This window comes from Micromonospora sp. WMMD736 (assembly GCF_049179015.1).
GTDB lineage: Bacteria > Actinomycetota > Actinomycetes > Mycobacteriales > Micromonosporaceae > Micromonospora.
The window spans coordinates 1-1,910 of record NZ_JBMHMI010000077.1 but is presented as its reverse complement, the minus strand read 5'-3'; the positions used below and the strand labels follow the sequence as shown (position 1 = coordinate 1,910).

The 1,910-nt window shown below is 68.8% G+C and carries 2 protein-coding genes; both read left to right on the top strand.

The window, feature by feature from the left end:
• A partial coding sequence (locus ACN269_RS33765; RefSeq protein ID WP_421477256.1) for a thiolase domain-containing protein occupies window positions 1–924 on the top strand: 924 nt, incomplete at its 5' end.
• Window positions 925–955: 31 nt separating this feature from the next.
• A partial coding sequence (locus ACN269_RS33760; protein ID WP_421477255.1) for a thiolase domain-containing protein occupies window positions 956–1,910 on the top strand: 955 nt, incomplete at its 3' end.

Here is a 1,910-nt window from a genome sequence, read left to right as displayed (position 1 = left end):
GACATCGGCTTCTGGTGTTCTGGATCCTCGGATTACCTTGCCGGCCGGGCATTCTCGTTCATCTCCGCGATCGACTCGATCGGTGCGGTACCCCCGATCAACGAGTCGCACGTGGAGATGGACGCCGCCTGGGCGCTGTACGAGGCCTACATCAAACTGCTGACCGGCGAGGTCGACACCGCGCTGGTGTACGGCTTCGGCAAGTCCTCGGCCGGCACCCTGCGCCGGGTGCTGGCACTGCAGACCGACCCCTACACCGTGGCGCCGCTGTGGCCGGACTCGGTGTCGATGGCCGGCCTGCAGGCGCGGTTCGGCCTGGACGCCGGCAAGTGGACGGCCGAGACGATGGCGCAGGTGGCCCTGGACTCGTTCGGGCGGGCGCCGCGCACCGACAGCGAGAAACCGGCGAAGTCGATCGACGAGCTGCTGGCCCGTCCGTACTTCGCGGATCCGCTGCGCCGCCACGACATCGCGCCCATCACCGACGGTGCCGCAGCGATCGTGCTGGCCGCCGGAGACAAAGCCCGGGAGCTGCGGGAGAACCCAGCCTGGATCACCGGCATCGAGCACCGCATCGAGACCCCGATTCTCGGCGCCCGCGAACTGACCAGTTCACCGTCGACCGCGGCGTCGGCCCTCGGAGCCACCGGCGGCCACACCGGCTCCATCGACGTGGCCGAACTGCATGCGCCGTTCACCCACCAGCAGCTGATCCTCAAAGAGGCGATCGGGCTTTCCGACGCCACCACGATCAACCCGTCGGGCGGCGCGCTGGCCGCCAACCCGATGTTCGTCGCCGGGCTGGAGCGCATCGGCTTCGCCGCCCAACACATCTTCGACGGCTCCGCGCAGCGGGTGCTGGCACATGCCACCAGCGGCCCTGCGCTGCAACAGAATCTGGTTGCGGTCATGGAGGGACGATGAGCGCTTGCGCGAAGAGCGAAAGGCCGAAGCCATGAGCAAGAACCTGGCCGCGGTCCTCGGGACCGGGCAGACCAAGTACGTCGCCAAGCGGCAGGACGTGTCGATGAACGGCCTGGTCCGCGAGGCCATCGACAAGGCACTCGCGGACTCGGGTTCGACGTTCGACGACATCGACGCCGTCGTGGTCGGCAAGGCGCCCGACTTCTTCGAGGGCGTGATGATGCCCGAGTTGTTCATGGCCGACGCCGTGGGCGGCACGAACAAGCCGCTGATCCGGGTGCACACCGCCGGCTCGGTGGGCGGCTCGACCGCGGTAGTCGCGGCCAGCCTGGTGCAGTCCGGCAAGTACCGGCGGGTGCTGGCCATGGCGTGGGAGAAACAGTCCGAGTCCAATGCGATGTGGGCGCTGTCGATCCCGGTGCCGTTCACCAAGCCGGTGGGCGCCGGCGCCGGTGGGTATTTCGCCCCGCACGTGCGGGCCTACATCCGGCGTTCGGGCGCGCCCAACCACATCGGCGCGATGGTCGCCGTCAAGGACCGGCTCAACGGGGCCAAGAACCCACTGGCCCACCTGCAGCAGGCCGACATCACCCTGGAGAAGGTGATGGCCTCCCAGATGTTGTGGGATCCCATTCGATTCGATGAGACGTGCCCATCGTCGGACGGCGCCGCCGCGATCGTGATCGGCAACGAAGATGCCGCCGACGCCCGCGTCGCCGAGGGCCATCCGGTGGCGTGGATCCACGCCACCGCGTTGCGCACCGAACCGTTGGCCTACTCCGGGCGTGATCAGGTCAATCCGCAGGCCGGCCGGGACGCGGCCAAGGCGCTGTGGGCCGCGGCCGGGATCACCAGCCCGATCGACGAGATCGACGTCGGCGAGGTGTACGTGCCGTTCTCGTGGTTCGAGCCGATGTGGCTGGAGAACCTGGGCTTTGCCCCCGAGGGCGAGGGCTGGAAGCTCACCGAGGCCGGCGAGACGGCGA